This is a genomic window from Sinorhizobium sp. 7-81, from assembly GCF_030124405.1.
In the GTDB taxonomy this organism is placed as follows: Bacteria; Pseudomonadota; Alphaproteobacteria; order Rhizobiales; family Rhizobiaceae; genus Sinorhizobium; species Sinorhizobium psoraleae.
Map to the genome: position 1 here is coordinate 362446 of NZ_JASKLT010000004.1, position 23338 is coordinate 385783.

Genomic DNA, 23338 nt, shown 5'->3' on the forward strand with positions numbered 1-23338 from the left:
CTATTCCTCTTTGAGGCCGTAGAGCTTGTGCCGGAAGGCGGCCTTGTCCTTGAGATACGTACTGGTCAATGTCGCCACAACATATTCCCGGAACTTTTCGCTGTAGCGCTCGTAAGCGTCATAGAATCCCTGCTTGTCGAACACGAAGCGGGAGACGAAATCGCGGGGAACGAGCTGTGAGATGAGGCGATTCACCAGCCATTGATCCGGGTGCATCGGTGCGGCGCGCACGAGCAGGAAGCGATTCTCCGGCGGAACCTCCGCCATGGTGATCGTGCCCGTCGCGGCAATCGTCCGGGTCATTTCCTGGAGAAAGGGGTAGGTTCCGTCGCGCGACACAAGCGCTGCATTGCGGTGGATCCAGGTCTGCAGCCAGATCCGGTCGGCATTCATGGGGTCGGCAGTCGGATCGGTATCGTTGATCAGTCCTCGAATGATCATATCCGCACGGTGCTGGAACAGGCCGGATTCCTGCACCCAGGAAGCCTGTGGCAGTTGCAGCCGGTTGGTCCGGGCGAGAAACTCGTAGATACGGGCGTGATCGTTGATGGCGATGTAGCTCACCTGCCACGGCCGCGACCGCCTGAAACCGGGTACCGAGGGATCGCAGATCACTGTCGTCGTCTTCTCGTCGAGGAAGACATACACGCCGCCGAAGTGATTGGCCCAGAAGGCCTCATGGCGGAAAACGAGTTCGTTCGGCACCAGCGCGTTCTGCCGGATGTCGCCGGTCACTTTCGCGAGCTCCACCATCCGGTTCAGCATGGCGTCGTCGGACCAGGCCGTTGGTATCTTCTTCAACCGGTCCACCAGTTCCCTGAGTTCGGTTGCCTTGCCGAGCATGTCTTCCGCCGAAAGGACTCGGAAACGAACCTCGTTGATCGACAGGAGGTCGTCGATGTCCTCGACCACCGAAACCGAGTCCTCGATCTCGCCGTAAAGCGCATCCTTGATCGTCACGGCGTTGATCGCCCGGCTGTTGGCGTTGAAGAATTCATGCATCAGCGCCGCAGTGTTGGAAAAACTCGTATGGACGACGGGAAGGTCCACCTGTGCAGGCGTCAGGACGATGAAGCGCCGGTTGACCCGGTTCGGGTCGAGATAGTCGCGATCCCCGAGTTCATCGGCGATGTCCGGCGAAAAACCCGTCATGTCGATGCTGAAGCGATCGAGCGCCGTCGGTTTCAGGCCGAAACCTTCGAGCGCCTTGTTGTAGCGCGCCACGAGATGCGGCTCGGAAATGTCGAGTAGCCGACCGTAGATCAATTCGGCTTCGAGGAGGCGCTTCATGCGGGAATGCTCCTCGCTGCGGCACTTGAGCACTCTCCATGCTCACCGGTCATGCCTGCCACCTGCCCTCGCGCTTCATCGTCTCGATTTCGCGGACCGCCTTTTCGCGCTGGCGCTCGCGGCGAAGGATCTCGCTGACGGCGGCATCGTCCGACTTGTCGGTGTAGCGGAATTCGCTGTCGGCATAACGATTGATTTCCTGCAGTACCATCTCAATCGTGATCGGACCGCGCAAGTCTTCGATCATCGACTTCTTCTCGTCGTAGGGCTTGTGCATGAAAGCGCCCGCATCCTTGAACCAGTCGTCGGGCAGTTCGACGTCCATCGCCCGCATCTTGATCGCGTCGGTGATGTTCCTGATCGCCCGGCCGGTGAAGCGCGGTTCGGCCTCCTTGATCATGTGCAGGTAGGCGCCGACATCGGCGAGCGTGGCGATCTTGCCCTTTTCTTTCTCGTAGCGCGCCCAAACGGCGGCAAGCCCCTCCTCCTTTGGCCGTGAATGGGCCTCGTAGGACTGCGAGACCGCGCGCTTGATCTCCTGACCGGCATAGAGATCGTGCTCGCCCAGCGGGATCTTGTGGTTCTTGCCGACGAGCAGCGCAAAAATGTCGATGTAGTCGCCTTCCGTCTGCGGCCCATCGACAAGCCAGCGTGCACCGGCGCGCTGACGCAGCGCATCATCGACATTTTCGGGGTAGTTCGAGAACATGCCGAAAGTGCAGTTGCCGCGCACGACGGTCGAGGCACCCGCGAAACTCTCCATCAGAACCGCCGTCACCTCATGCTGACCGGCCGACGCCCGGTCATCGGAACGCCTGGCCGCCACCTGGTCGACATCGTCGATCGTGCCGAAGCCGATCGCCCGAGGATTCATGACATTGTTGACGAACTCCTTGCAGTTCTGGCCGGACTTGCCCTGGTAGGACGAAATCTGGTCGACGCCGAAATTCTCGTAGTGGAAGGCATAACCGGCGACACCGCAGTAATCGTGGAGCATTCCGGCCAGCATCTGTATCAGGATCGTCTTGCCGGTGCCGGGCATGCCGTCGCCAATGAAGGTGAAGAGAAAGCCGCCGAGTTCGACGAAGGGATTCATCTGCCGGTCGAAATCATAGGCCATCAGCATCTTGGCAAGCTTCAGCGCCTGATACTTGGCGATGTGGTTGCCGATGATTTCCTCCGGTTTTTTGAAGGTCATCACCAACGGCTTGCGCTTCTGCCCCGGCGCGACATCGAAACCGTTCAGGGTGAAGTCATCCTGGTCGAGCCGGATATGGACGTTTTCAAAGCTCTGGAGACCGGTGAACCGCGCCTTGCGGGCGATCAGTCCTTCGATGGCGACGCGTGAAAAGGCGCGCGTCCGGGCGGTCAAGGCAAGATCGTCCGGGGCGCCGGCAATGCTGCGGTCGAGCCCCGCAACCATGCTCTTCAGCGCATCCTGTGGTGTATCGAAGAGAAAATCCGGCTCTGCCGCATCATCGACAGGCTCGCCTTCTCCCTGCAGCGTCGCGCCCAGATAGGCCGCGAGCGTGAAAGCGGCGACATAGGCGGCGGCCGAAAGCAGCCCCTTGAATTGGCTCGCCTGCTCGCCGCCGAGCGGCGCAGTGGCGTTGCGCGCCTGCAATTGCTCGAGGTTCGTCTGCCGCCCGAAGACGTCGGCGACGGCAAGCGCGACCTGAATGCCCCGGCGCGTCCGGTAAAGGACGGCATGCTGGGCCGGCGAAAAGAGCGGATCGGCACCGCGCACCGACTGGATCGTGCGCTGAAGCTCGACCTCGCGCGTGCGGCGCTGCCCGCCGGTCGAAACGGTCGAGACAAAGCGACGGCCGGTGCCGGCGAGCGGCGTTCCCCCGGATGCGTCGTCCCGTTCGAGGATGACCAGCTTGGTGACAAGGCTCTGGGCTGTCGCCTGATGCTTCGCGATATCGTCCTCGTGCAGCGTCGTCAGGCCGGTATTCAGCGTCATGGTCAAACCTCGCTCACCACCTGGTTGCCGGAAATCACGTGCACCTTGTAGTCCCCGAAAACCTCACCGGCCTCGCCCGCGGCGTAGAGCGCCTGATAGGCATCGTGCGGCACGAGCGCATGCTTTTCGTAAGAGCTGACGCCCATCCGGGCAGCCTCGAGATTGTCCGTATCGATGTGAAACTCCTCCTGCGCCGGCGTCGAGGACCAGAAGCCGCGCTCCGCCGGACGCTCGGCCTTGGAGAAAACCTCCTGCACCGTCCAGGTCAAAAGCCAGGCATTTTCCGTCTTGCGCACTTTGGAAAGGATGTCGTTGATCCTGGCATTATTCTCGGTGATCCCGGCCGAATAGAAGGGGCCGAGCACGATGCGCCGAAGCTGTTTCGGATGGAGTTCCGGGAAATCCTTGTCGAGATTCGTGGCGATCGTCACCGGCGTCAGCGAATAGGCGCTGTTCTTCGAGGCGAAGTCATCGAAGCGGCTCGCAAGTTCCGGGTTGAGCAGACCGCCGACCGGCAGTGGAATCTCGATGTCCGGATTGAGCTTGCCGTCACGCGTAACCAACATCTCGACGATCTTTTCCGACGAATCCTCGATCGTCGCCATGTAAACCATGGGGAGCGTCTGGGTGCCGTCGAAGGCGCCCCAGGAGACGACGTAGTAGGGCCTCATCGTCTTAGGGTTGACCGCGACCCGGATCGTCTCCGGCAGGATGAAGGGCGAGAATATATCGCCCTTGCCGATCTGCTCGAGGTAGAGCCTTTCGGCCATGCGGGCTTGCAGCACCTCCGGAAACGCCTTCTGCCTGAGTATGAAGTCGGCCATCTCCTCGCGGAGCGCATCGGCAGGAGGAATGCTCGCCAGACGCTTTTCCGCACTCTGCCGGTCGTTTTCCAGCTCCAGCACATTCTGGAACACCGGGAAGCCGCTTTCAGCGCGTGAAATCCGGAACCGTTCGACGAAACCGATGCGATTCTCCCAGCAGGCGATCGAGGACTTCAACCGGGCGAGATAGGGAACGATGACCTCGCCCACCACCGTGTTGCGGTAAAGCGGTGAATTGCGGTCGCCGAGAAACAGCTCGAGCCCCGCGAGCGCGGACCGGATGGAGGTGAAATATTGCCGTACGGCTACGGATGCGGCGGTGTTCATGCCTAATCCCTCGGCAGGCGCCGAAAGGCGGTCGGAAATCTGGTCATTGCCGCCTTGCCGATCACTGCTTCACGTAGTTTGCCGCATTGTGCTTGTCCATCACCGTTTGGAAGCGACGGGCGAAGGCATCGTCGGCCAGTTTCTTGCGCCGCTGGATATCCTGCGTGGCGAGCATGTTCTTTTCATGCATTTCGAGCAGGTCGCCGATGTGACGCTGCGCCGCCGCGCCGATGCCGGCCATGGTCTCTTCGGCGGCGGTATCGACCTGGCTTCCGAGCGTGTTGATCTTGTGCGCGACATCCTGCTGCGCCGCGGTCTTCAACGAATCCTCCAGCGACTTGTAAAGCACGATGCGCTGTTCGGTATCTATCGTCAGCTTGTTGATCAACGTGTTCTGGGCCGCGATCTGGTTGTTGAGGGAATCGACGAAGGTCTGGAACATCGAGGTGTAGCGCTCGAGCGTCTGGCTCTCGGCGAGCAGTTCCTGCTCCTTCGCCTGCTTCTCGTTATATTCCGTCGCAAGCGTCGACCGCTCGCCTTCCAGTTCCGTTCTCGTCTTCTGGTCAGTCGAAGCGGCGATCCGGTTCTCGATGTCGAGCAATAGCGGGTTGAGTTCCTCGATGCGCTTCTGAACCTGCTCAAGCGCCGCCATCGTGCCCTTGCGGCGGTCGATCACCTTGATGAGGCTTTGCTCGGACGTCTTGTAGCGCTGGTCGAGGATCGCCCTCTGGTCCTTGAGGATACCGACGATGGTATCGGACTTGACGAGAAGTTCCTGCAGGTTGCCGGCAAGCGACATGTTGCGCACGCGATCGGTCCGCAAGCGCTGCATCTTCTGCTTGGAGAACATGCCGATGAATTTCTCGTAGCCGGTATAGCTCTTCATGCTTTCGAATTCTGAGCCGAAAACGTTGGTTGCATCCTCCAGTCCGATGATAAGATCCGCGATGTTGGCTTCCATCACCTTCTGTTGGTTGATCACATCCTGGATGCGGGCGTTTTCAATATCGAAGTTGACGTCGCCGAGTTTGGTGTCGGCCTTGGCGAACTGCTCGAGGACAACGCCAGATTGTTCGAGCTTGCCGCGCATCTCTTCGACGACACCCCTCGTCCTTTCGATTTCCGCGTCAAAATTCTGAAGAGTTGCCATTCCATCCCCCTTTAATCCGGCCCCCGTTCGATCAGGACGGGCAGCCGCATCGGCATGCCGGATTATTCAGCCTTCGATTGCAGTTATATAAAGGATGTTTAGCCGGTCAGAACAAGTGTCGCAGGCAGGCTTTTTCACCCAAACTGCCGAAGAAAGGACAGGCGATGGCAGCGACCGTCTATCGTGCAGCCGAAGGGTCCCTGAGATAGGCGATCACGTCGGCGATTTCGGCGGGCTTTCTCAGGCCCGGAAAGCTCATCTTCGTGCCGCGAACCATGGCTTTGGGACTGAGGAGATATTCCGAAAGAGTCGCCTCGTCCCACACCTTGCCTTCGGCGCCGAACGCCTTCATCGCGTCGGAATAGTCGTAGTTGGCGAGCGAGCCCGCCGGACAACCGACCACGCCCATCAGCGTGGGGCCGACGCGGTGTGCGGGCTCGGTTGCGGTGTGGCAAGCGGCGCACTTCTTGAAGACCGCCGCTCCCACTTTTGCATCCCCGCCGGCGAACCCATCTGATGCGCCGAGAAAAAAAAGAAGAAAGGCGACAACGCCAAACCGATGCATGAGCTTGAATTCCCTCCGGCATGATTCCTTAGATCGGAATCGATTTTAAGGACAAAATCATGCAGAAACTCAAAATTCTACAGCGACCTTTGCGCGTCTGACTAGACGCGCGGCGCTGTAGGAAGCAAACGCGCGTGACTACGGCGCTCAGCGCGCAGCGTCAACCGTCATGCATCCGGTCTTCCCAGTGACGGCGGCAATAGGAAACGTACTTTTCGTTGCCGCCGACATCCACCTGCGCGCCTTCGCGCACGAGGTTACCGGCGCCATCGAGGCGCACGACCATCGTCGCCTTGCGCCCGCAATGGCAGATCGTCCTGACTTCGCGCAACTCGTCCGCGATTGCAAGCAGCGCCATTGAACCGGGAAAGAGCTTGCCCTGGAAGTCGGTTCTGAGGCCGTAGGCCATAACCGGGATGCTGAGGCGGTCGGCGACGCGCGCGAGTTGCCAGACCTGGTTCTCGCCAAGGAATTGTGCCTCATCCACGAAAACACAGGCGATCTCGCCGGAACCGTCGACGTTCAGCCTCTCCACAAGCGCGTAGAGGTCGTCATCCGCGTCGAACGGGATCGCCTCCGATGTCAACCCGATGCGTGAAGAGATGCGGCCGGCGCCGGCGCGGTCGTCGAAGGCGGCGATGAGCATCACCACGCGCATGCCGCGCTCCTGATAATTGTAGGAGGCCTGCAGCAACAGCGTGCTCTTGCCCGCATTCATCGTCGCATAGCTGAAATAGAGTTTGGCCATGTTTCCCGTCTCCGGACTTCATGATCCGCTTCATGACGGGGCTTGTGGCCGATGACCAGAGCACGTCGGCGTGACCCACAGATTTTCATCTCCCACGTGGTTCCCCAAACCGGGCAGCCAAGCGAAACGCCCGCGTGTTGACGCAAGCGCGCGACGCCAAAAGGCTCCTATTTCATGAACATTGCGACATCCGGCGTCGCATTGTGTATCCCCTCAATGTATTGACGCAATACACTTCCTTCGACATCAAGGCGCTTGAATTCAGGCTCCATTGGTGTTTGGCTAAAACAATAATCAGAGGCAGGGGAACGACAATGATGATAAGGATGCACTCTATCAAATTCATGCTGGCTGGTGCCGTTTGCATGGCCGCCCTGACCGCCGGAAATGCGGCCGCGGCCGAACCGGAAAGCTGCAGCACCGTCCGTTTCTCCGACGTGGGCTGGACCGACATTACGGCAACGACCGCAACTGCGACGACTATCCTCAAGGGCCTCGGCTACGAGACGGATGTGAAGGTCTTGTCGGTTCCCGTTACCTATACTTCGCTGAAGAACAAGGACATCGACGTCTTCCTCGGCAACTGGATGCCGACGATGGAAGCCGACCTCGCGCCCTATCGCGATGACAAGTCGGTCGAAACCGTGCGCGAGAACCTCGAAGGCGCCAAGTACACGCTCGCGACCAACGCCAAGGGCGCGGAACTCGGCATCAAGGATTTCAAGGATATCGCGGCGCACAAGGACGCTCTGGAAGGCAAGATCTACGGGATCGAACCGGGCAATGACGGCAACCGTCTCATCATCGACATGGTCGAAAAGGGAACCTTCGATCTCAAGGGTTTCGAAGTGGTCGAATCCTCCGAGCAAGGCATGCTGGCGCAAGTCGCCCGCGCCGAAAAGGACGGCGAGCCGATCGTCTTCCTCGGGTGGGAACCGCATCCGATGAACGCCAATTTCAAGCTCAGCTATCTGTCCGGCGGCGATGACATCTTCGGCCCGAACTTCGGCGGAGCGACGGTGCACACCAACGTGCGTGCCGGCTACACGACCGAATGCCCCAACGTCGGTGCCCTGCTGAAGAACCTGAAGTTCTCGCTCCAGATGGAGAACGAGATCATGGGCAAGATCCTGAACGACGGCGAAGAGCCGGAGGCAGCTGCGGCGGCATGGCTCAAGGCCAATCCGACGGCTCTCGATCCCTGGCTTGCCGGTGTCACCACCAAGGATGGCGGCGACGGACTGGCCGCGGTGAAGACCGCTCTTGGTCTGTGATCGGCTGGAGCACCCATGCGTCCCGGCGGCGCACAAAGGTCGCTGTAGCAGTTTGAATTGCTGCGTGTTTTTGTCTGCTCCGATTACCGAAACATGCAGCGGGCGGGGGGCCACCCCGCCTTTCTTCACCGCTTAGCGCGATCCGGTTTTTGACCCTGACGAGAGGGATCCAAGTTCGTGGAATTTCTGACTGAATACCGCATCCCCATCGGGGGCTGGGCCAAGGCGTTCGTCGATTGGCTGACAACGAATTTCGAACTGTTCTTCGATCAGCTCGCAAACTTCCTGTCGGCCGTCGTGGCCGTCCTGCTCTATATCCTCCAGACGCCTCACCCGCTCATCGTTGTCGTCGTCGTCACGGCGCTTGCCTGGTGGTTCCGCCGCTCGATCGGCATTGCTCTCTTCACCTGTCTCGGGCTGCTGCTGATCATCAATCAGGGCTACTGGCAGGAGACGACTGAAACGCTGGCGCTGGTGCTCGCGGCGAGCTTCGTCAGCATGGCTGTCGGCGTTCCTCTCGGCATTGCGGCGGCGCGGCGCGCCTGGATCTACTCGATCATGCGTCCAATCCTCGATCTCATGCAGACCATCCCGACCTTCGTCTATCTCATTCCGGCGCTGATCCTCTTCGGGCTCGGCATGGTGCCGGGCCTGATCGCCACGGTCATCTTCGCCATCCCCGCACCGATCCGGCTGACCCGCCTCGGCATCATCTCCACGCCGCCGTCCCTGGTCGAGGCAGCCGAGTCCTTCGGCGCCACTCCATGGCAGGTGCTGCGCAAGGTGGAACTGCCTTTCGCTATGCCGCAGATCATGGCCGGGCTTACCCAGACAATCATGCTGTCACTCTCGATGGTCGTGATCGCCGCCCTGGTGGGCGCCGACGGCCTCGGCGTGCCGGTCCTCAGGGCACTGAACACGGTGAATATCGCCCGGGGTTTTGAATCCGGCCTCTGCATCGTCATCCTCGCCATCGTTCTCGACCGTCTGTTCCGCTCGTCCGACGAAGGAGAAGGCGCATGACCGACGCCGTCGTTTTCAAGAATGTCGACATCATCTTCGGCAAGAGCCCGCAGACCGCCCTGCAGATGGTCGACCAGGGGAAAAGTCGCGACGAAATCGGCGCGGCCACAGGCCTGGTGCTCGGCGTCGCCGGCGCTTCGCTGACGATCAACGAAGGCGAGATCCTGGTCCTGATGGGCCTCTCCGGATCCGGCAAGTCGACCCTGCTTAGAGCCGTCAACGGCCTTGCGCCCGTCGTGCGCGGCGAAGTCGAGATCAAGACCGGGAACGGCTCGCTGAACCCCTATCGCTGTACCGCGAAGTCGTTGCGCGACTTCCGCATGCATACGGTCTCGATGGTGTTCCAGCAGTTCGCTCTTCTTCCCTGGCGGACCGTCGCCGACAATGTCGGCTTCGGTCTCGAACTCGCAGGCATGCCGGAGGCGGAGCGAAAAAAACGCGTTGGCGAACAGCTCGATCTGGTCAATCTGACGAAATGGGCGGACCGCAAAGTCAACGAGCTTTCAGGCGGCATGCAGCAGCGCGTCGGACTTGCCCGCGCCTTTGCGACCGGTGCACCCATCCTTCTGATGGACGAGCCATTCTCGGCGCTCGATCCCTTGATCCGCACCCGCCTGCAGGATGAACTGCTCGAATTCCAGCGGCGACTGAAGAAGACGATCATCTTCGTGAGCCACGATCTCGACGAAGCTTTCCGCATCGGCAACCGCATAGCCATCATGGAGGGCGGGCGCATCATCCAGTGCGGCACGCCGCAGGAGATCGTGAAAAACCCGGCGAACCAATACGTGGCCGACTTCGTCCAGCATATGAACCCGATCACCATGCTGACGGCGAAAGACGTCATGCGAACCGGCGTCGAACGAGGCGCCACAATTGCCGGCGTGACTGCAACGGCGAAGCTGACCACTCCCCTCGTCGACATTCTGGATGCCATGTCCCGACAGCCGGGCAGCATCGGCGTCGTCGACAACGGCTCGGTGGTCGGCACGATCGATGCGCAAAACGTCGTCGAGGGCCTGACGCGTCACCGCAACAAAAGTTGACGCAACGCGCCGAACGGCCAATAAAGCCCGGAGCGACCGCTTCGGGCTTTTCATTGTTCGGGTGGCAGGCAGCGAAAGGAGGCGAGTCATGAGCGACAAACCCAACGTGTTGCGCGAAACCGACGATGAGGCGCGCAAGCTTGCCCGGATACTGCTTCGCTCGGCGAAAAGTGGCGCGCTCGCCGTCATCGAGCCCGAAAGCAGCGGCTTCCCCTTCGTAAGCCGCGTCCTGATCGGCATCGACATCGATGGCGCGCCGGTGATACTCGTCTCGCGGCTTGCAACGCACACGCAGGCGCTGCTCGCCGACCGGCGCGCGTCGCTACTGGCGGGCGAGCCCGGCAAGGGCGATCCGCTCGCCCACCCGCGCCTTAGCGTCCAATGCGAAGCCGAAGAGGTTCCACACGATTCCGAGGCTCATGCCCGCATTCGCGCGCGCTTCGTCCGCCGCCACCCCAAGGCCAAGCTCTATGTCGACTTTCCCGATTTCGGCTTCTTCCGCCTGCAGCCGCTCCGGGCAAGCCTTAACGGCGGCTTCGGCCGCGCCTATGTGCTGACGGCCGAAGATCTCGCCATCGCTTCACCGGCCGCGGCCGCGCTCGCCGAAATGGAGGAGAGCGCGATCGAGCACATGAATGCCGACCATGCCGGCGCCGTGAAGCACTACGCGACCGTCCATTGCCGCGCGCCGGACGGCGACTGGAAGATCGTCGGCATCGACGCAGCCGGCCTCGACCTTTCCGACGGGGAGCGGTTGAGGCGCCTCGAATTCGAGGCATCTATACAGGATCCGGGGGAATTGCGGCCACTTCTGAAAAAACTTTACGGTTAATCGGCGCCAAGCTACCCCCATTTTTCGCACTTGGTGGTTGCCCTTTTATGCATCACGGCTAATTATCGTGCTTCGTCAATCATAACTACGTGTGATGTAATTTTCGCATGGAGCACGCAATGCAGCCTCTTCCGCCTGAAAAACACGAGGAAGCCGAAATAGCAGCCGGTTTCCTTTCGGCCATGGCAAATCCGAAACGCCTCCTCATCCTCGACTCTCTCACAAAGGAAGAGCTGGCGGTCGGCGCATTGGCCAACAAGGTTGGGCTGAGCCAGTCGGCTCTTTCTCAGCATCTTTCGAAATTGCGTGCCCAGAATCTGGTAAGCACCCGTCGTGACGCCCAGACGATCTATTATTCGAGTTCCTCTGGCGCGGTCATGAAGATTTTGGGCGCCCTCGCAGAGATCTACGGTGAAGACAACAATGCCGTGGAAGAAAAAATCCTCGTCCGCAAATCGGCGTAAACTCCCAATACGTCCGCCACGCTGGACATTCTGAGAAGCCCCCCACGAACAATCACGCGGGGGGCTATATTTTTGGCGAGCCGGGAAGGCGCCGCCCATCGTTCTCTCGAAAAACTTGGTGCGCGGGACGCAAAAGCCGCAGGCTTGACGCTATCGGGCGCGCTGATAGTTTGACCAACGGGTAAAAGAATCCGACCTGGCCGTCATTGGGCACCGCCAGCAATCAGATCCGCCGAGGAGAACAGGACATGTCGAACCGATTGAACACCACGCCGAACGATCTGCGCGCCTTCTGGATGCCGTTCACGGCCAACCGGCAATTCAAGAAAGAGCCGCGCCTCTTCGTCGGTGCCAAGGACATGTACTACACGACCCATGACGGTCGCACGGTGCTGGACGGGACGGCGGGACTCTGGTGCGTCAATGCGGGCCACTGCCGCCCGAAAATCACCGAAGCGATCCGCGCGCAGGCCGGCGAACTCGACTATGCGCCCGCTTTCCAGCTTGGCCATCCGAAAGCTTTCGAGCTTGCCAACCGGCTCGTAGACATCGCGCCCGAGGGCATGAACCATGTTCTCTACACGAACTCGGGTTCCGAATCGGTCGATACGGCCCTGAAGGTCGCGCTTGCCTACCATCGCGCGAAAGGCAACGGCTCCCGTTTCCGGCTGATCGGCCGCGAGCGCGGCTATCACGGCGTCAATTTCGGCGGTATTTCGGTCGGCGGCATCGTCGCCAACCGCAAGATGTTCGGCACGCTTCTGACCGGCGTCGACCACCTGTCGCATACCCATCTTCCGGCCAGGAATGCTTTCACCCGTGGAGAACCGGAGCATGGCGCCGATCTCGCAACCGAACTGGAGCGGATCGTCACCCTGCATGACGCCTCGACGATCGCCGCCGTCATCGTCGAGCCCGTTGCGGGATCCACCGGCGTACTCATCCCGCCGAAGGGCTATCTGCAGAAGCTGCGCGAAATCTGCACGAAGCACGGCATCCTCCTGATTTTCGACGAGGTCATCACCGGTTATGGCCGCCTCGGCACGCCTTTTGCCGCGCAGTACTTCGACGTGAAGCCGGACATCATCACCACCGCGAAAGGTCTCACCAACGGGGTGATCCCGATGGGTGCCGTCTTCGTGACGTCGGAGATCCACGATGCCTTCATGACCGGGCCGGAACATCTGATCGAGTTCTTCCACGGCTATACCTATTCCGGCAACCCGATCGCCTCCGCCGCGGCGCTCGGAACACTCGATACCTACAAGGAAGAAGGCCTGCTGACACGCGCCAGTGAGCTCGCCTCCTATTGGGAAGAAGCTCTGCATTCGCTCAAGGACTGCCCGCATGTCATCGACATCCGCAACATCGGCCTGATCGGCGCGATCGAACTGGAACCGATCGCAGGAGAGCCGACGAAGCGGGCATTCTCCGCCTTCCTGAAAGCCTATGAGAAGGGGCTGCTGATCCGCACGACCGGCGACATCATCGCGCTGTCACCGCCGCTCATCATCGAGAAGCAGCAGATCGACGAATTGTTCGACAAGCTGCGAGACGTTCTGAAGAACAACATCTGAGCTTCGACATCATGCTTTCTCGACCCTTTCCCCCTGCGCGGGGAGAGGGTTATTCTTATGATCGAAGCAAAGAAGCGGAGCGCGCGCATGTCCGAGATGTTGGAACGTATCATCGATCAGGGCGTGGGCCGCGCCCCGGCAGACGTGGTGCTCAAGGGCGGGCGCTTCTTCGATCTCGTCACCGGTGAACTCGTTGCCTCCGACATCGCCATTTGCGGCGATCGCATCGTCGGCACCTACGGCGATTATCAGGGACGCGAGGAAATCGACATCACCGGGCGCATCGTCGTTCCGGGTTTCATCGATACGCATCTGCACATCGAATCCTCGCTCGTCACCCCGCACGAATTCGACCGCTGCGTTCTACCGCTCGGCGTCACCACGGCCATCTGCGACCCGCATGAGATCGCCAACGTGCTTGGCACCGAGGGCATCCAGTTCTTTCTGGATTCAGCGGTGGAAACGATCATGGACATCCGCGTCCAGCTTTCGTCCTGCGTGCCGGCGACGCATCTCGAAACGGCCGGCGCCGACCTGCCGATCGAGCGTCTCGTGCCCTTTCGCCACCATCCGAAGGTTATCGGCTTGGCCGAGTTCATGAACTTTCCAGGCGTCGTCCATAAGGATCCGGTCTGCCTGGCGAAGCTCGATGCATTCCAGGGAGGCCACATCGACGGCCACGCGCCGCTTCTCTCCGGCAAGGAACTGAACGGCTATCTCGCAACCGGCATCCGCACCGATCATGAATGCACGTCCGCGGAAGAGGCGCTCGAAAAGATCCGCAAGGGCATGCACATTCTCGTGCGCGAAGGGTCCGTCTCCAAGGACCTCAATGCCCTGATGCCGATCATCACCGAGCGGCTGTCGCCCTACCTTGCGCTTTGCACCGATGACCGCAATCCACTCGATATCGCCGAACAGGGCCATCTCGACCACATGATCCGCACCGCGATCGCGGCAGGCGTCGAGCCTCTGGCGATCTATCGCGCCGCCTCGATTTCCGCCGCCCGCGCCTTCGGCCTCAGGGATCGCGGCCTTGTCGCGCCCGGCTGGCGCGCCGACCTCGTCGTCATCGACAGCGTCGAAAACTGCAAGGCCGAGATCGTGTTTTCCGCCGGGAGGCGGGTAACGGATGCGATCTTCGTCACGCGCAAACCGGTCGAGCCCGTCGGTCTCGACAGTGTCAAGGCGGGCGAGATCAAGGCGGCCGACTTCGCGGTTCCCTATGCTGAAGGTCAGACCTCGGTGATCGGCGTCCTGCCCGGCAAGATCATCACGGAACACCGGCGCTTCCACCTGCCCGCTGAAGGAAACCAAACCGGAGTCGACCTCGGCCGAGATATCATCAAGGTCGCCGTCATCGAGCGCCACGGCGTCAACGGCAACCACGCGAACGGCTTCGTCCAGGGCTTCGGCCTGAAGAAGGGCGCAATTGCCTCGACGGTCGGTCACGACAGCCACAATATTTGCGTGGTCGGCGTCAACGAAGAGGACATGGCGCTCGCCGCAAACCGGCTCGGCGAGATCAAGGGCGGCTTCGTCGTTGTCGAAGACGGCAGGGTCACCGGCGAGATCGCGCTGCCGATTGCCGGCCTGATGAGCCTCGAACGCTACGAACAGGTGCGCGACATCCTGCATCACCTGCGCCATGCCGCCTTCGCGCTCGGCGCCACACTCGAGGAACCGTTCCTGCAACTTGCCTTCCTGCCGCTGCCGGTGATCCCGCACCTGAAGATCTCGGATCGTGGGCTGGTCGACGTGGATAAGTTCGCGCTGATCGGGTGAGCCTCAGGCTCGCAGCCTGCCACAAAAGACGTCGAGGCCGGAAAGCATGATTGCGCTCTCCGTGAAGGCGGGCGCAAATCCGGGCATCGGCAGCACCTCTGCGACGATCGTTCCGGTCGAAAGCTGAACGGTCTGCGGCTCCCGCGTGAGATTGAAGACGAAGAGCAGCCGCTCACCGTCCTTCTCCCGTATGAAGGCCAGAATGTCCTGATTGGAGGCAACAAACCCCATGTCGCCGTCGAGAAGCGGTGCGTGCAGGCGGCGGAAGGCGAGCGTAGAGCGATAATGTTCCAGGACCGATCCCGAGATGTTTTCCTGCGCATCGACGGCCAGCATCCGCTGTTCGCCGCGCACCGGCAGCCAAGGGATCCCGGCGGAGAATCCGGCGTTGTCGAGATCCCCCTCCCAGACCATCGGCGTGCGGCAACCGTCGCGGCCTTTGAAGGCCGGCCAGAAGCGGATTCCGTAGGGATCGCGCAGTTCCTCGAAGGCAAGTTCTGCCTCCGGCAATCCCAGTTCCTCGCCCTGATAGAGACAGATGGAGCCGCGCAGGGCCGAAAGCAGCGAGATCGCCAGTCTCGCCACCCGCTCCCTCTCCGCCTCGTCCCGCACGAAGCGGCTGACATGGCGCATGACATCGTGGTTGGAGAAGGCCCAGCAGACCCAGCCGTCGGTCACCACGGCCTGGAAGTTCTCGACGCATCGGCGGATATGCGTTGCGGTGAACTCCGGTCCGAGAAGATCGAAGGTGTAGCACATGTGCAGCTTGTCGCCGCCGCTGGTATAGGCGGCGACCGTCTTCAGTGAACGGGCACCATCCCCCACCTCGCCCACCGTGGTGCGGCCGCCATATTCATCGAGCAACGCCCGCAGCCGCGTGAGGAAGGCGATGTTTTCCGGCTGGCTCTTATCGTGGAGATGGTCCTGCATGCCATAGGGGTTGACGTCCGGCGCATCGTTGCTGGTCGCCTCGGGATCGGGAACGAGCGGCGGGTTGTCGCGCAGATGCCGGTCGTGGAAATAGAAGTTCACGGTATCGAGTCGGAAGCCGTCGACGCCGCGGTCCAGCCAGAAGCGGACGGTCGACAGCAGGGCTTCCTGGACCTCCGGATTGTGAAAATTCAGATCCGGCTGCGACGAGAGGAAATTGTGCATGTAATATTGTCTGCGCACGCCGTCCCATTCCCAGGCCGGGCCGCCGAAAATAGAAAGCCAGTTGTTCGGCGCCGTCCCATCCGGCTTCGGATCCGCCCAGACGTACCAGTCAGCCTTGGGATTGCTTCGGCTCGACCGGCTTTCGACGAACCAAGGATGGCGGTCCGAGCTGTGCGAAATGACCTGATCGATGATCACTTTCAGCCCGAGGCGATGCGCCTCCGCGAGCATCGCGTCGAAATCGGCAAGCGTGCCGAACATCGGATCGACGCCACAATAGTCGGAGACATCATAGCCCATGTCGGCCTGCGGCGAGGTGAAGAAGGGCGACAGCCAGATCGCGTCGACGCCGAGCGAGGCGATATGCGGAAGTCGCCGCGTGACGCCGCGAAGATCACCAATGCCGTCGCCGTCGGTGTCCTGGAAGGAGCGCGGATAGACCTGGTAGATCACCGCGCCGCGCCACCAGTCGTCACCTGACCTCGATGCTGTCGCCATCGGCGAATCCCCTCGTTTCGGCTGTCCCCATGCAGATGTATATTTGGGAATTCTTCGAGTAAACGACGATCGCCCTGTTCGCCGCCGGCAAGACAATCCACCGTTTCGATGAGCGTCAGGCGGTCAGCGCTTCTTGCGTGCCTTCGATTCGTAAGGATTCTCCGACGCTCGGAAATGCACGCGGATCGGCACACCAGGCAAGTCGAAATCGTTACGAAGCCCGTTGATGAGATATCGGGTGTAGGATTCCGGCAGCGCATCGGGGCGCGTGCAGGAAATCATGAAGCCCGGCGGACGGGCCTTCACCTGCGTCATGTATTTGAGCTTGAGGCGGCGGCCGGAAACGGCCGGCGGCGGATGCTGTACCTGTTGCGCTTCGAGCCAGCGGTTGAGCCGCGCCGTGGAGATGCGCCGGTTCCACACCTTATCGGTGTCGATGATCGCCTGCATCAGCCGGTCGAGGCCATAGCCCGTATGGCCGGAAATCGGAACCGCGCGGATGCCGCGCGCCTGCGGCAGCAGGCGCTCCGTCTTTTCACGGAGGTCGGCCAGAACCGCCTGCCAATCCTCGACCAGATCCCATTTGTTGAAGGCCAGCACAGCCGCCCGCCCTTCGCGAAGCACCAAGTCGACGATCTGCAGGTCCTGCTTCTCGAAGGGGATCGTGGCGTCGAAAACGACGACGACGGTCTCGGCAAAGCGGATCGCCCTCAGCGCATCGGCGACCGAGAGCTTTTCGAGCTTTTCCTGGACCTTTGCCTTGCGGCGCATACCGGCCGTGTCGAACATCTTGATCGTGCGGCCGCGCCATTGCCATTCGACGGAGATCGAATCGCGGGTGATGCCTGCCTCTGGCCCGGTCAGCAGCCGGTCTTCGCCGAGGAAGCGGTTGATCAGCGTCGACTTGCCGGCATTCGGCCGGCCGACGATCGCCACGCGCAGCGGCTTCGTTTCGTCGTAGGCGGGCTCTGCGTCCTCGTCCTCAGCCCCCTCGCCCGGAGCGGTCGGGCGGATATCGACGTCGGTTACCGCCACGTCGTCCTTCGGCGGAAATGCCCTCTCCTCACCGAGCGCGGCAACGATCGCGTCGCGCAGGTCGAGCATGCCCTCGCCATGTTCGGCCGAGATCGGGCAAGGATCGCCGAGACCGAGCGTGAAGGCGTCGTAGAAGCCGCCATCGGAGCCGCGCGCTTCCGCCTTGTTGGCGACGACGATGACCGGCTTGCCGCGGCGACGCAGCATTTCGGCGAGCGTTTCGTCGGCGGGCGTCAATCCCGCCTTGGCATCGATCACGAAAAGCGAAAGGTCGGCCTCGTCGATCGCCGCCTCGGTCTGCGCCCACATGCGCCCCTGCAGGCTCTCGGGCGCCGATTGTTCGAGACCGGCGGTATCGATGATACGAAACTTGAGATCGACGAGCTTGGCGTCGCCCGGACGGCGGTCGCGGGTGACGCCCGGCGTATCGTCGACGAGCGCCAGCTTCTTGCCAACCAGGCGGTTGAACAAGGTGGACTTGCCGACATTGGGGCGCCCGACGATGGCGACGGTAAAGCTCATCTCGAAATATCCGTTTCCGCTCTTACAGCGCCGTGCGTCCTTTAGGACGCACAAAGGACGCTGTAACTCTTTGAGTCCACGCATCGTGCTTTCCGAAAATCGGGTCCGATTTTCGGGCCGATGCGCTAGGCTTTGCCGCTCGCAGCGATTACGTCAAGCAGCATCTGCGCACGACCCATGACGCCGCGCGGGCTCTCCTTGTCGTCTGTGATTTGCTGGAACCAGCTCTTTGCCCTGGCGAAGTCGCCTGCCTTGTAAGCGGCAAGACCGAGCGCTTCGCGGGCGGAATGGCGCATCGTGTTTTGCGGAACTGCCAGTTGCTCGACCTCGGACGACACCCGCTCGTAGGTTCCGTTGTCGACGAGCAGATAGGCCGCGCGCAGGCGCGCCGCATCGCGCAGCGCCGGCGGAATGCGGGTATCCTTGCCGATGTCGGAGAAGGCGGCGATCGCCGCATCAGTCTCGCCCTTCTGCGCCTGCAGGGTTGCGGTCCTGAGCCGGGCCAATACGGGATAGGAGCCGTAGCCGTCCTTCTCCAGAGCCGTCAGCGCCGCAAAGGCCTCGTCCGACTTGTTCTCCCGGGCGAGATTGAGCGCGGCGAGGAAAGCATCGCCGGACCGCGACGAGGACGTTTCCTGCCAGTAATCGTAACCGACCTTGCCGACGGTACCCAGAACGATCAGGGCGGCCAGCGCAACGATCAGCCCGCCGAAGCGCGTCCAGATGGCCTTCATCTGGTCCGAACGGAGTTCCTCATTGACCTCGCGGATAAAGCTGTCGTCTTGGTTCGCCATGTCCTGTGTTCCGGCTGCCCGGCCTTCATGCTGAGAATTTTGCGCCTTCTACCCGATTTTGCGCCGCTTGTAAGGGGGAGAAGATCATTTAGCCGATGGCGATGGGTGCTACGCCGATCACCAGTTCGTGCAGTTTCCAGACAATTGCAACGAAGAGCGCCGCGCCGATCAGGATCGCGCCGACATCGTAGCGGTAGGAAACAAAGGTCGGATAGCTGATCTCGCCGGCCCGCCAGCGCTTCTTCATCGATATCCGGAGAATGACGCCCCAGGCCAGGAAGGCGCCGAAGAGCAGGACCGAGGACGTCTCGCCGTTGGCAAGCAGATGGGCAAGCGCCCAGATCTTGATGGCCAGAATGGCCGGATGCTTGGCTACGACGCGGATCCTGCCGGGCGGCAGGAAGGCGGCGGCGAGAGAGATGCAGGCGATCAGCATCAGTGTCAGGGCGATATGGGAGAGGAAGACCGGCGGCGTGTAGAGGACACCGGTCGTCGCGCGCGCCTGGTCGAATCCGACGGCGATAAGACCGAGGCCGACGATCGCCGCGATGGCGTGGATCGCGTGCCAGGTTCCGACACCGCTTCGCTCGATCACCGCCGCGCGCATGCCGGGCGCGAAGCTTCGAACGAGGTGGATGCCCATAAAGATCACAATGCCTAGAACCAGAAGCGCCATGTTTTACCCGCCGCAATTATCCATTTGTTTACCAAGGCATAGCGGTATCGATCGCGAATTGCCAGATGGATCAAAGGATTGCCGCATTGTTGAAGAAGGGACGACACGAACAAATCCTTTGCTGATTCTCCCAAGATGCCCCGGAAATGACCCGCAACGCCCTTACGCTCTCCGTTTGTCTCTTTCCCGCCCTCGCAGCAGCCGCCCCGCCCCCGACACCCGAGGCAGCGGCGCCAGCGAACAAGCAACTCGTGATCGTCTCGTTCGACGGCGCGCATGACAACGCGCTCTGGGAGAAGAGCCTCGCCCTGGCAAAGCGCACCGGCGCCCACTTCACCTATTTCCTTTCCTGCACCTTCCTGATGACGAAGGCCGACGGAAAAGAGATCTACAAGGCGCCGGGGCAGAAGGCGGGACGCTCTAATGTCGGCTTTGCGCAAAGCCGCGAGGAGATCGCTGGTCGCGCCGGCCATATCTGGCATGCTCGCCTCGAAGGACACGATATCGGCAGCCACGCATGCGGCCATTTCGACGGGAAGGGCTGGAGCGAGACCGATTGGCAGCGCGAATTCACTGCGTTCCGCGACGCAGTGGCCGACGCCTGGAAAAAAGCCGGCAAGGCGGAAGCCGAGCCGCAAGGCTGGGCGGACTTTGCGCGAACCGGCATCAAGGGCTTCCGCGCGCCCTATCTCTCATTGAGCGACGGTCTGCTGCCGGCGCTGAAGGCGTTCGGCTTTACCTATGACGCAAGCCTCGTCACCAAAGGCCCCGGCTGGCCGTCGGTGCAGGATGGCCTGCCGCGTTTCGGCCTGCCCCTCATTCCCGAAGGCCCGTCGCATCGGCCGGTGATCGGCATGGATTACAATCTCTTCGTCCGTCATTCGATGGGCGTCGAAAACAAGAAGAACAGCGCGGTCTTCGAAGAACGTACGCTTGCGGCCTACCGCGAGGCTTTCCGCAAGGAATATGACGGCGGCCGTGTCCCGCTTCAGCTCGGCTTCCATTTCGTCGAGATGAATGGCGGCGCCTATTGGCGCGCGCTTGACCGCTTCCTGACCGAGACCTGCGGCAAGCCGGATGTCGCCTGCGTCAGCTACGCGGAGGCGCTTCCCCTTATCGAGGACGCAAAAAAGAAGGCGGATCGCTCCGCCTTCTGATTGCCGTCCTTCAGAGCGCCAGTTCTTCCTTGCCGCCGACCTCGATGAACTGCTGATCGATCTCCGGCAGCGGCTCCTCGTCGAGGATCGCTTCGAAGGCGCGCAAGCGCTTGTAGATCGAGAGCAGTTCGACAATCGTCGGCCACGAGTTGACGAGATACTGGAACGAAGACGTTACCTGGCCGAATGCACCGGAAATCTGGTTCAGGGCGCCGAGGGAAATCTTGCCGGCGATGATCGACGGAGCCAGGATCAGCAACGAGAAGATGTTGTTGATCTGCAGGTAGAAGATGCGGGCGATATTGAAATAGAGATAGTGGAAGTAAAGCCGGAAATAGTTCCGGCGGACATTGTCGAACAGATCGGCGACCGTCGGCGGCTGCGCGCGGTCGGCGTGATCCTCGCCGTAGACGAGTTCCTTACGATAGGCGGCCTCCACGCGCTGATTGCGGAACTCCAGCCCCGGCAACTTGATGCCGACGAGAGCCAGGAACACCGTGCCGAACAGCGACCAGAGCACGGCGGCCGTTACCAGCGGATAGGGAATGATGCCGACAATCGGAAGCTCGGTGACGTTGGCCGACAGTCGGATCAGCACCGGCGTGAACGCGATCAGCGTCATGACGCTGTCGATCAGGCTGACGCCGAGCCCCTCGACGGTGGTCGAGAAACGCATCGTGTCTTCCTGGACGCGCTGCGAGGCGCCTTCGATATGGCGAAGCCTACCCCAGTTGTCCATGTAATATTCGTTCATCGCGGTGCGCCAGCGGAAGATGTAGTGGCTGACGAAGAAGCGCGTCATGACCGCAACAGCGACAGCCACCATTGCAATCGCCAGGAAGGTGGCGATCTCGCCGTAGAACTGCTCGGCCGTCACAACGGCTGACTTCGAAACCGCTGCCTGCACCAGGTCCCAGAAGGGGCCGTACCAGTTGTTGATCGCAACACTCACCTGAACCTGGAAATAGGTGACGAAAAGGATCAGAGCCGACCCCAAGATAGACCAGGTCTGCCAACGATGCGGCGAATAGACGTACCAGAACGCGGTGAAAAGCCCGACGATGACGGCAAAGTAGATGTAAAACCACAGGAAGGCTGGCGACCAGAAAGCGGAAATGCCGACAATGGGCGGCGCGTCAATCGCCAACGGCGGGAGCCCAAAAGCTGCTCCCATGCTTTCGCCCCAACTATACCAGAAGGCAATGGCTAGCAGCGACCATACGGTGACGGAAATGAAGAATTGCTTCGGCTTGGGGAAAAAGGATTGGAACAAGGTGCGGCACTCTCGCTTCTGATGAGGGACAATGACTTGCCCCCTGATGTGCCGAAACTAGGGCAAATCGCCCTAGGCAACAATTAGGTAATGTGAATGTTACTGTTATTTCATCAAGCTGCGCTTGTTCACAATTTTCCGCAAAATCAACCGAACGGCGGCGAATATCAGCGTTCCAGGGCGGCGCTGATCTTGCGAAGTTCAAGCACGACTACGGTTCCGCAGCAAAACAGCACTACGGCCGCGACCAGCGTCGGCAAGGTAAAATCGCCGGTCCGTTCGGCAAGCCAGCCGGCGACGAGCGGCCCGACGATCTGGCCGATGCCGAAGGCTGCAGTCATCAAGGCAAGCGCCCGGCGCGGGCTTTCCGGCGCAAGGCGCCGGCCGATCTGCAGGCCGTAGGCCGTGATCATCATGAAGGTAGCGCCGAGCATCAAGCCGCCTACGAGCGGAGCGAAGGGCAAGGGCAGCGAAACGGTCAGAACCAGCCCGGCGGCTTCCACCAGCAGGCCGATGGCGTAGACACCCGCAAGCCCGAAGCGCGGCACGGCAAAGCGCCAGAGGTAAATCGAGACCGCGGCACTCGCGCCCGTCAGCAGCCAGGCGAGGAATTCGACGCTGTGACCGCCGCTGGCATCGCGCGCCATGGCGACGAGAAACGTGGCGGTGATCACGTAGCCGAAGCCGAAGAAGCCGTAGGTAAGCGTCATGACCGTGAGCGGCCGCGTCCACGTCAGCGGCCTTTCGCGTTCACCCCCATTTGCGGCAAGATGGCCGCGCGGCAGCAGCGCAGCCACGACGACCGTGCCCGCCAGCGCGACGAGTGCACCGGTAAACCAGTCCGCTTGCGACGTGGAGAAGCCGGTGGCCGCAAGCGGCGCGGCCCAGACACAGATCGAGGAAAGGGCTATGCCGAGACCGACGCCACCGAAATGCACCGACGGCACATGCTCCGATCTGGCGCGCAGTCCCTCCCCCAGCACGATTCCCGAAAGGAAGATCATCGCAAAGGCGCTGGCGACGCCCGCGAGGAAACGAATGACAGAATAGGCGAGTACCGAGGACGTCACCCCCATGGCGGCGAGCAACAGCGTCGTCGCCACGAGCGCGGCGAGGCCGATCCGCCGTTCGCGACCATGCGCCCAGCCATAGGCGGCAAGCACGGCGCCGGCGAGATAGCCAACGAAGTTCGCCGACGCAATCAGCCCAGCGTCCCGCGGCGAGAGCCCCGCGTCCGCCATCATCGCAGGCAGGATCGGCGTGTAGGAAAACCGGCCGAAGCCCATGGCGACCGCCATGGCAATGGCGCCGGCAACCGCCGTTGCCACAAGGTTGCCGCTTGGGGCTGGATACGCGA

At 61.4% G+C, this 23338-nt stretch carries 20 protein-coding genes; 8 read left to right on the forward strand and 12 right to left on the reverse strand.

All coding sequences use genetic code 11. The features are described from left to right. The 6 genes from QN224_RS17655 to QN224_RS17680 all read right to left on the reverse strand — a co-directional run bounded on the left by QN224_RS17655 (window position 1) and on the right by QN224_RS17680 (window position 6870). Window positions 1–1290 (reverse strand): DUF6638 family protein, encoded by a 1290-nt coding sequence (locus QN224_RS17655; RefSeq protein WP_283977739.1) that lies wholly within the window; start codon window positions 1288–1290, stop codon window positions 1–3. Window positions 1291–1339: 49 nt separating this feature from the next. Continuing rightward, window positions 1340–3256, reverse strand: coding sequence for an AAA family ATPase (locus QN224_RS17660; protein ID WP_283977740.1), 1917 nt, complete (start codon window positions 3254–3256; stop codon window positions 1340–1342). A 2-nt stretch (window positions 3257–3258) separates the two neighbouring features. Further along, window positions 3259–4407: a hypothetical protein gene (locus QN224_RS17665; RefSeq protein ID WP_173509552.1), complete on the reverse strand. Its 1149-nt coding sequence runs from the start codon at window positions 4405–4407 to the stop codon at window positions 3259–3261. A 61-nt stretch (window positions 4408–4468) separates the two neighbouring features. Continuing rightward, a complete protein-coding gene (locus tag QN224_RS17670; protein ID WP_283977741.1) occupies window positions 4469–5557 on the reverse strand; it encodes a hypothetical protein in 1089 nt (362 codons plus the stop codon). A 178-nt stretch (window positions 5558–5735) separates the two neighbouring features. Beyond that, window positions 5736–6044, reverse strand: a complete 309-nt coding sequence (locus tag QN224_RS17675; RefSeq protein WP_336621117.1) for a cytochrome c family protein — start codon at window positions 6042–6044, stop codon at window positions 5736–5738. A 238-nt stretch (window positions 6045–6282) separates the two neighbouring features. After that, window positions 6283–6870 carry a thymidine kinase gene (locus QN224_RS17680; RefSeq protein ID WP_283977743.1) on the reverse strand — a complete coding sequence of 196 codons (588 nt, stop codon included), beginning with the start codon at window positions 6868–6870 and terminating at the stop codon, window positions 6283–6285. 317 nt (window positions 6871–7187) lie between these two features. Here QN224_RS17680 and QN224_RS17685 point away from each other — a divergent pair, with 317 nt between their 5' ends. The 7 genes from QN224_RS17685 to ade all read left to right on the forward strand — a co-directional run bounded on the left by QN224_RS17685 (window position 7188) and on the right by ade (window position 14871). Then, a complete protein-coding gene (locus tag QN224_RS17685; RefSeq protein WP_283977805.1) occupies window positions 7188–8144 on the forward strand; it encodes a choline ABC transporter substrate-binding protein in 957 nt (318 codons plus the stop codon). A 177-nt stretch (window positions 8145–8321) separates the two neighbouring features. Beyond that, window positions 8322–9167, forward strand: a complete 846-nt coding sequence (gene choW / locus QN224_RS17690; RefSeq protein ID WP_173509548.1) for a choline ABC transporter permease subunit — start codon at window positions 8322–8324, stop codon at window positions 9165–9167. After that, the gene (choV, locus tag QN224_RS17695; RefSeq protein WP_283977744.1) at window positions 9164–10213 is read left to right on the forward strand and encodes a choline ABC transporter ATP-binding protein; all 1050 of its coding nucleotides are present in this window, start codon (window positions 9164–9166) and stop codon (window positions 10211–10213) included. The genes choW and choV overlap by 4 nt, the downstream gene beginning before the upstream one ends. Window positions 10214–10301: 88 nt before the next feature. Further along, window positions 10302–11045, forward strand: a complete 744-nt coding sequence (locus tag QN224_RS17700; RefSeq protein WP_283977745.1) for a HugZ family protein — start codon at window positions 10302–10304, stop codon at window positions 11043–11045. A 119-nt stretch (window positions 11046–11164) separates the two neighbouring features. Continuing rightward, a complete protein-coding gene (locus QN224_RS17705; protein WP_173509545.1) occupies window positions 11165–11509 on the forward strand; it encodes a helix-turn-helix transcriptional regulator in 345 nt (114 codons plus the stop codon). A 248-nt stretch (window positions 11510–11757) separates the two neighbouring features. Continuing rightward, a complete protein-coding gene (locus QN224_RS17710) occupies window positions 11758–13086 on the forward strand; it encodes an aspartate aminotransferase family protein (RefSeq protein ID WP_283977746.1) in 1329 nt (442 codons plus the stop codon). A gap of 87 nt (window positions 13087–13173) precedes the next feature. Further along, window positions 13174–14871, forward strand: coding sequence for an adenine deaminase (gene ade, locus QN224_RS17715; protein WP_283977747.1), 1698 nt, complete (start codon window positions 13174–13176; stop codon window positions 14869–14871). 3 nt (window positions 14872–14874) lie between these two features. On the opposite strand, the gene QN224_RS17720 is transcribed toward ade, so the two are convergent. The 4 genes from QN224_RS17720 to QN224_RS17735 form a co-directional block, all read right to left on the reverse strand. Beyond that, the gene (locus tag QN224_RS17720; RefSeq protein ID WP_283977748.1) at window positions 14875–16524 is read right to left on the reverse strand and encodes an alpha-glucosidase family protein; all 1650 of its coding nucleotides are present in this window, start codon (window positions 16522–16524) and stop codon (window positions 14875–14877) included. Window positions 16525–16647: 123 nt separating this feature from the next. Next, a complete protein-coding gene (gene der / locus QN224_RS17725) occupies window positions 16648–18081 on the reverse strand; it encodes a ribosome biogenesis GTPase Der (RefSeq protein ID WP_173509541.1) in 1434 nt (477 codons plus the stop codon). A 125-nt stretch (window positions 18082–18206) separates the two neighbouring features. Beyond that, entirely contained in the window at window positions 18207–18875 is a 669-nt protein-coding gene (locus QN224_RS17730; protein WP_283977749.1) for a tetratricopeptide repeat protein, read from the reverse strand. A gap of 88 nt (window positions 18876–18963) precedes the next feature. Further along, the gene (locus QN224_RS17735) at window positions 18964–19551 is read right to left on the reverse strand and encodes an NnrU family protein (RefSeq protein WP_283977750.1); all 588 of its coding nucleotides are present in this window, start codon (window positions 19549–19551) and stop codon (window positions 18964–18966) included. A gap of 146 nt (window positions 19552–19697) precedes the next feature. Here QN224_RS17735 and QN224_RS17740 point away from each other — a divergent pair, with 146 nt between their 5' ends. After that, window positions 19698–20708 (forward strand): polysaccharide deacetylase, encoded by a 1011-nt coding sequence (locus tag QN224_RS17740; RefSeq protein WP_283977751.1) that lies wholly within the window; start codon window positions 19698–19700, stop codon window positions 20706–20708. 10 nt (window positions 20709–20718) lie between these two features. Here the strand turns inward: QN224_RS17740 and sbmA are convergent, their stop codons facing one another. Next, window positions 20719–21981 (reverse strand): peptide antibiotic transporter SbmA, encoded by a 1263-nt coding sequence (gene sbmA, locus QN224_RS17745; RefSeq protein ID WP_283977752.1) that lies wholly within the window; start codon window positions 21979–21981, stop codon window positions 20719–20721. 167 nt (window positions 21982–22148) lie between these two features. Then, a complete protein-coding gene (locus QN224_RS17750; RefSeq protein WP_283977806.1) occupies window positions 22149–23279 on the reverse strand; it encodes an MFS transporter in 1131 nt (376 codons plus the stop codon). Between the last annotated feature and the right edge of the window lie 59 nt (window positions 23280–23338).